Source organism: Rhizobium sp. MHM7A (assembly GCF_005862215.1).
Taxonomy (GTDB): Bacteria; Pseudomonadota; Alphaproteobacteria; order Rhizobiales; family Rhizobiaceae; genus Rhizobium; species Rhizobium bangladeshense.
Map to the genome: position 1 here is coordinate 23,288 of NZ_VCHT01000033.1, position 7,169 is coordinate 30,456.

Consider the following 7,169-nt stretch of genomic DNA (forward strand, 5'->3'; position numbering starts at 1 on the left):
TAGGACGCAATGCGATTCATGGTTTGCGATCCGTCATCCCCACAAATCGTCAGTATGGTTAAAAAATCCTTTTAGTACAATATGTTGCGGTGAACAAAGCCAGAAAGTCTCGATGTCTCCGATTCGTCGGCGATTCGTTCCGTTTTTGGTCGGACCCAGGGCGCGAGCGGGCCGAGCTTGACGCTGCGTGAATTTGGCTGCCGGAAGATTAACGCCCACGTCAGACATCAGTCGCGAGACCTTGTCGCTCGCCCCTCATCTAGCGGCGGAGCATGACGCCGCCACCAGATCTTGCCGTGAACGGAAGGTGAAACCGGTAAGGTCGGCGATTCGTCTCCGATTCGTTCCGGATTTGATCGAGGGGTTAATTTGCAGCGGATTCTTACTTGGCAAAAAGTGCATGGTAGACAACCGGCACTTTGACAAAATGCGAGAACGAGAGAGTCCCGCGATTCAGCATTTAGTAGAAAAAAGTGATTCAAAATCAATACTTAGCCGTGAACAAAAGCTGAATCAGCCAGAGTCAGCGATTCGTCTCTGATTCGTTCTCACGCTGTTCCGAATCGGAGATGCGAACCTTCAGAACGACTCGCAAAGGTCGTAATCCCCGACGCATTTTGAAATCTGCCCTTGCGTTTGCGGCGGCAGCTGTCCATGTGTTCTGTGCCTCCGTCGAGATGGCAAAACTTTTCCTGGGGCGGTCTGCCTCAATTGCATGGACCATGACTCTGACTTCGCAGCCGATGATTCTGAGTGGGCGCGGTGTAACCGCGGTGCTCGGACCAACCAATACCGGCAAGACCCATTATGCCATCGAGCGCATGGTCGCACACGGGACCGGCGTGATCGGCCTGCCGCTCAGGCTCTTGGCCCGCGAGGTCTATACGCGGGTGGTGGAGAAGGTCGGTCTGCAGAACGTGGCGCTGGTCACGGGCGAAGAAAAGATTTCGCCGCCCAATGCGCATTTTTCCGTCTGCACGGTCGAAGCGATGCCGCGGGAGACCAAAGCCGCCTTCGTCGCGATCGACGAGGTGCAGCTCGCCGGGGATCTCGAGCGCGGCCATATCTTCACAGATCGCATCCTGCATCTTCGCGGCCGCGATGAAACGCTGCTTCTGGGAGCTGCGACGATGCGGCCGATCCTGCAGCATATCCTGCCGGGGATCACGATCGTCGAGCGACCGCGGCTTTCGCATCTCCTTTACGCCGGCCAAAAGAAGATCACCCGCCTGCCGCAACGCTCGGCAGTTGTCGCCTTTTCCGCCGACGAGGTTTATGCCATTGCCGAGCTCATCCGCCGGCAGCGCGGCGGCGCGGCTGTCGTGCTGGGGGCGCTGAGCCCGCGCACCCGCAATGCGCAGGTGGCGCTCTATCAGGCGGGCGACGTCGAATATCTGGTGGCAACCGACGCGATCGGCATGGGGCTCAATCTCGATGTCGATCACGTCGCTTTCGCCCAGGACAGAAAATTCGACGGCTACCAGTTCCGCAACCTCAATCCGGGTGAACTCGGCCAGATCGCCGGACGTGCGGGGCGGCACGTGCGCGACGGAACTTTCGGTGTCACCGGGCAGGTCTCGCCTTTCGACGATGAGCTGGTGCAGCGCATCGAAGGGCACGAATTCGACAACGTCAAAGTCCTGCAGTGGCGCACGACCGAGATGGACTTCTCCTCGATTCATTCGCTTCGCGCCAGTCTCGAGGCAGGGCCGCGCGTGCCGGGGCTGACGCGGGCCCTCCCCGCGGTCGACCAGCAGGCGCTCGAGCAGCTTTCGCGCTACCCCGAGGTGATCGACCTCGCCGACAGGCCGGCCCGCGTCGAAAAACTCTGGGAGGCTTGCGCGCTGCCCGACTACCGGCGTATCACTCCGGCACAACATGCCGATCTTATTTCGACCCTCTTTTCCGATCTCGTGCGCTATGGCACGGTGAACGAGCAGTTTCTCGCGGAGCAGGTTCATCGCGCGGATCGAACTGACGGAGAAATTGACACGCTTTCGGCGCGAATCGCGCAGATAAGGACCTGGACCTATGTCTCGAATCGGCCCGGCTGGCTGGCCGATCCGACACATTGGCAGGAAAAGACGCGGGAAATCGAAGATCGATTGTCCGATGCGTTACATGAAAGGTTGACGAAACGCTTTGTTGATCGCAGGACATCTGTGCTCATGAAGCGCCTGAGAGAGAATGCGATGCTGGAAGCTGAAATCAGTGTGAATGGCGATGTCTTCGTTGAAGGACATCATGTAGGGCAGTTGAGCGGATTCCGTTTTACCCCGGTGGGGGGAACGGATGGACCGGATGCCAAGGCGGTTCAGGCTGCGTCGCAGAAGGCGCTTGCGCTCGAGTTCGAGGCCCGTGCGGCCCGGCTGCATGCCGCGGGCAACAGCGATCTGGCGATCGGTTCGGATGGATTGATCCGGTGGCTCGGCGATCCGGTGGCGCGGCTTTCCGGCAGCGACCACGTCATGCGGCCGCGCGTGATCCTGCTCGCCGACGAGCAGTTGACCGGCAATGCCCGCGATCACGTCGCCGCTCGTATCGAACGTTTCGTCAATCATCACATCAGCACGGTATTGAAGCCGCTGGACGATCTGTCGCGCGCCGAAGACCTGCAGGGTCTCGCCAAGGGACTCGCCTTCCAGCTGGTCGAAAATCTTGGCGTGCTCTTCCGCCGTGACGTCACCGAGGAAGTGAAGTCGCTGGATCAGGAGGCTCGCGCCTCCATGCGCCGATACGGCGTGCGGTTCGGGGCCTATCACATCTTCGTTCCGGCGCTTCTGAAGCCGGCACCGGCCGAACTCATCACGCTGCTCTGGGCATTGAAGAACGACGGTCTCGACAAGCCCGGCTATGGCGATCTCATCCCCATCCTTGCCGCCGGCCGCACTTCCGTCGTCACCGATCCGAGCTTCGAGCGGATGTTCTACAAGCTCGCCGGCTTCCGCTTCCTCGGCAAGCGCGCCGTGCGCATCGACATTCTGGAGCGACTTGCCGATATCATCCGTCCGCTGCTGCAATGGAAGCCCGGTCAGAGCAATCGTCCGGAGGGCGCCTATGACGGTCGCCGTTTCACGACGACGACGGCGATGCTGTCGATTCTCGGGGCGACGCTCGAGGACATGGAAGAGATCCTCAAGGGCCTCGGCTATCGCGCCGATGCCGTAAAGGCGGAAGAGGCGTCGGCCCATCTTGCGGCGCAGGACGCAGCTTCAGCCCCCACCGCCTCCGCGGAGACACCCGGGGAAGAAGCGGCGGAAAGAGCCGATCACGACGATGCCGACGGAGCGACGGAAGAGGCTGCTTCCGAGCCATCCGCAGCCGAGGCGGCTTCGACGGCAGCCGACGTCCCCGCTACAGAAGCGAACGACGGCAACGCTGCAGCCGAAGTGACCGAGGCAACCGCTTCGCCAGAGGCTGCCGCTTCCGGGGAAGCTGGTGAGCCGGCGGAGCCAAAGCCGGTTCTCCTGTGGCGTCTCGGCGGCCGCAATGACAATCATCGCCAGGCACGTGGCGGCCATGGCGAACGCCGTGGCGGCCAGAACCAGGAGCGCGGCGAGCGCAATCGCCGTTCGAACGGTGGTGAAGGCGGCGAGGGCAATCGCGGCGGCGACGGGCGCGACAACCGCCACGGCCGCGGCAAGGACGGTGGCGGCCGCGACGGCGGCAGGCCGCAGCAGGCAAGGGGCGAGCGCAAGGACCAGCCGCGCGGTGATCGTCAGGACCGTGGCGACCGGAAGGACCGCGGCGAGCGTAACGATCGCAATGACCGTAACGACCGCAATAACAATCGCGGGGCCCAGCCGCTGCGCTTCGAAGCCAAGCCGCCGCGCAAGGAGAAGCCGATCGATCCGGATTCGCCATTCGCCAAGCTCGCAGCCCTCAAGGAACAGATGAAGAAGTAATCATGGGCGGGGAGACACAGCCGGCAAGCGGTTCGCGCCAGCGCATCGACAAGTGGCTGTTCTTCACGCGCATGGTGAAGTCGCGCTCGCTGGCCCAGAGCCATGTCCAATCGGGGCACGTGCGCATCAATGGTGAGCGCTGCAGTCACCCGAGCCAGATGGTCAAGCCCGGCGACCGCGTCGAGTTGACGCTGGAGCGACGCGACGTCATCCTCATCGTGCGTCTCGCCGGGGAGCGGCGGGGTCCCTATGAGGAGGCGCGCATGCTCTACGACGACCAATCCCCGCCGCCGGATGAGACAAAACGTCTCACACCATTTGAGCAAGCGACCCGTGCCACCGGCACCGGTCGTCCGACCAAAAAGGAAAGACGTGCAATCGACAGGCTGATGTCGGATGAGGATTAGAAAACTCTCTCCGTTGCGGCGGGTTTTGCAGATCGTTTGTCCTTGAAATCCGGCGCCAAAGCCGATAGGTCACTGACAACCTGCCGGAAGCGGGCTTGCTGCCCAAGCCTGTCCACGCTTCGTCCGGCACGGGGATAGGCGCGACGTTCCAGGTTGCCCGGCCCCATCATGGAAATCCTGGAGTTCTTCATGACCTATGTCGTGACCGACAATTGCATCAAGTGCAAATACACCGATTGCGTGGAAGTCTGCCCTGTAGACTGCTTTTATGAAGGCGAGAACTTCCTCGTCATCCATCCCGACGAATGCATCGATTGCGGCGTCTGCGAGCCCGAATGTCCCGCCGAGGCAATCAAGCCGGATACCGAGCCGGGCCTGGACAAGTGGCTGAAGATCAACACCGAGTATGCCAGCATTTGGCCGAACATTACGGTCAAGAAGGACCCGCTGCCGGAGGCCAAGGAAATGGACGGCCAGACCGGGAAATTCGAGAAATACTTCTCCGAAAAACCCGGTTCCGGCGACTAAGACGGCTGCGCAATTCGGCCGCCGCGTTTGAGCGGCCATGCGGTGAAACGTTTTAAATCCTGCGTGTGGCATATGGGTGATGTGTGTTGCCCGCATGACTCAGACGAAGCAAATTATTGATTTCCTCATATTTTTGTGGTAGGTTCCGCCTACTGTTCCATTTGTGGCATGGCGCATGCCCAAAACCATCACGAAAGCAAAACCAATCCGTACGCGGTTTCCGTGACATATCAAAGCTTTGAGCGCCGGGTCCCTAGATCACGCGCAAGAAGTCCTTGCTTTTGCCTGATGGGATCAGAGTGAAGTCACCCGACGGATGCAACCGTCTCAACCGGGCCTGACTGACCCGGCTCCGGCCGCCGCCGGAAGCGTAACAGGGAGTTTTTGAATAGAATGACGACTCAGCAGAAAAAACCTTCTACAGCACGTCACGGCTTCAAGACCGGTGAATCGATCGTCTACCCCGCTCATGGCGTCGGTACCATCACCGCCATCGAAGAGCAAGAAGTTGCCGGCATGAAGCTCGAACTTTTCGTTATCGATTTCGAGAAGGACAAGATGCGCCTGAAGGTTCCCGTCGCGAAGGCGATGAGCATCGGGATGCGCAAGCTTTCGGAAACGGATTTCGTCGATCGTGCATTGAAGGTTGTGCAGGGGAAGGCGCGCGTCAAGCGCACCATGTGGTCCCGTCGTGCCCAGGAATATGACGCCAAGATCAATTCCGGCGATCTGATTTCCATCGCTGAAGTCGTGCGTGATCTCTATCGGGCAGAGAACCAGCCTGAGCAGTCCTATTCCGAGCGCCAGCTCTACGAGGCAGCTCTCGATCGAATGGCGCGCGAAATCGCAGCTGTCAACAAGATGTCGGAAACTGAAGCCGTCCGCCTCGTCGAGACCAACCTCAACAAGGGTCCCAAGCGCGGCAAAGCTATCGAAGAAGACGATTCGCAGGACGAAGCCGCATAAGGCAATCCTGTTTCTTGCGGAAAAAACCCGGCCATCGCGCCGGGTTTTTTTATTGGAACTTTTTCCGGCTTGCCGCGTTTATCAAACGTAACTGCGGACTGCTCGTCGGACGCTTGCTCGTCGGGCGAACTGCTATTCCGTCTATATTCGGTAAGGAGCGGATCATGCCTTTTCAATATTGCCTGTTCGGCAACGTGAAGAAACAGATCCAGCCCGGCCGTCTTAGCGGCACATGGTGAGAGATAGGGCCTCCCCCTGAAAAGTCCAGGGGTGAGGCTTTTTGCATTCGGAACCCCATTCGGTCCGGACAGCGATGTTCCGGAAGGTGAGTTTTATTGTTCATTTTGAGGGCGAAGGCCTGTTTCGGGAGATCGAAATGAAGAACATGTCTGCAGATCGGCGCATGATCAAAATCGCGATGGCCGCCCCCTATCTCGCCCGTCAGGAAGAGCACGATCTCGCCACCCGCTGGAAAGATCACGATGATCGCGGTGCCCGCAACCAAATCGCCATGGCGCATATGCGTCTGGTTATCTCCATGGCCGGCAAGTTTCGCAACTTCGGTTTGCCGATGAGCGATCTCGTGCAAGAGGGCTATGTCGGTCTGCTTGAGGCCGCCGCGCGTTTCGAACCGGAACGTGACGTGCGCTTTTCGACGTATGCCAGTTGGTGGATCAGGGCGTCGATCCAAGACTATATCCTGCGCAACTGGTCGATCGTGCGCGGCGGCACCAGCTCGGCACAGAAGGCGCTGTTCTTCAATCTGCGCCGCCTGCGCGCCAAGCTCGCCAGGGGCGATACGCAGCTGACGCTGCAATCCATCCATCAGGAAATCGCCGCGGCTCTTGGCGTCAGCCTTGCCGATGTGCAGACCATGGATGCTAGGCTTTCCGGCAACGACGCTTCGCTTCAGGCGCCCTCCGTCTCCGGCGACGCTGAAAGCGCGGAGAAGATGGATTTTCTCGTCAGCGACGATCCGCTGCCGGACGAGCAGGTTTCCAATATGATCGACGGCGAGCGCCGCCGCGTCTGGCTCGCTTCGGCGCTGAAACATCTCAACGAACGCGAGATGAAGATCATCAGCGCCCGGCGCCTGGCGGAAGACGGCGCCACGCTCGAAGAGCTCGGCGCTGATCTCGGCATTTCCAAGGAGCGCGTGCGCCAGATCGAAAGCCGGGCGATGGAAAAGCTTCGTAGCGCACTGGTCAGCGCCGACCCGCATATGGCGGCCTACGCATGAACCCTTTACCCTCCAGCAGCACTGACTGGCCCGGCGCAAGCCGGGCTCAGACTGCTGACAAACCCCTGGCACCGTCCAGGGGTTTATGATTCACTGGGACATGTTGAAGAAACCTGCCCCCAC

Annotated in this window: 6 protein-coding genes; all 6 read left to right on the top strand. The window is 60.1% G+C overall.

Annotated features, from left to right (window positions below):
• The first annotated feature begins 722 nt into the window (after positions 1-722).
• Positions 723-3,905 (top strand): helicase-related protein, encoded by a 3,183-nt coding sequence (locus tag FFR93_RS39365; RefSeq protein ID WP_138397108.1) that lies wholly within the window; start codon positions 723-725, stop codon positions 3,903-3,905.
• 2 nt (positions 3,906-3,907) lie between these two features.
• Positions 3,908-4,312 (top strand): RNA-binding S4 domain-containing protein, encoded by a 405-nt coding sequence (locus tag FFR93_RS39370; protein ID WP_064708076.1) that lies wholly within the window; start codon positions 3,908-3,910, stop codon positions 4,310-4,312.
• Between the two features lie 189 nt (positions 4,313-4,501).
• Positions 4,502-4,840, top strand: a complete 339-nt coding sequence (fdxA, locus tag FFR93_RS39375) for a ferredoxin FdxA (protein WP_011427210.1) — start codon at positions 4,502-4,504, stop codon at positions 4,838-4,840.
• 393 nt (positions 4,841-5,233) lie between these two features.
• Positions 5,234-5,806, top strand: a complete 573-nt coding sequence (locus tag FFR93_RS39380; RefSeq protein ID WP_011427211.1) for a CarD family transcriptional regulator — start codon at positions 5,234-5,236, stop codon at positions 5,804-5,806.
• A 14-nt stretch (positions 5,807-5,820) separates the two neighbouring features.
• Complete coding sequence (locus tag FFR93_RS39385) at positions 5,821-6,045, top strand: hypothetical protein (RefSeq protein ID WP_138397109.1); 225 nt, start codon at positions 5,821-5,823, stop codon at positions 6,043-6,045.
• A gap of 137 nt (positions 6,046-6,182) precedes the next feature.
• Positions 6,183-7,046: an RNA polymerase factor sigma-32 gene (locus FFR93_RS39390; RefSeq protein WP_011427212.1), complete on the top strand. Its 864-nt coding sequence runs from the start codon at positions 6,183-6,185 to the stop codon at positions 7,044-7,046.
• The last annotated feature ends 123 nt before the right edge of the window (positions 7,047-7,169 follow it).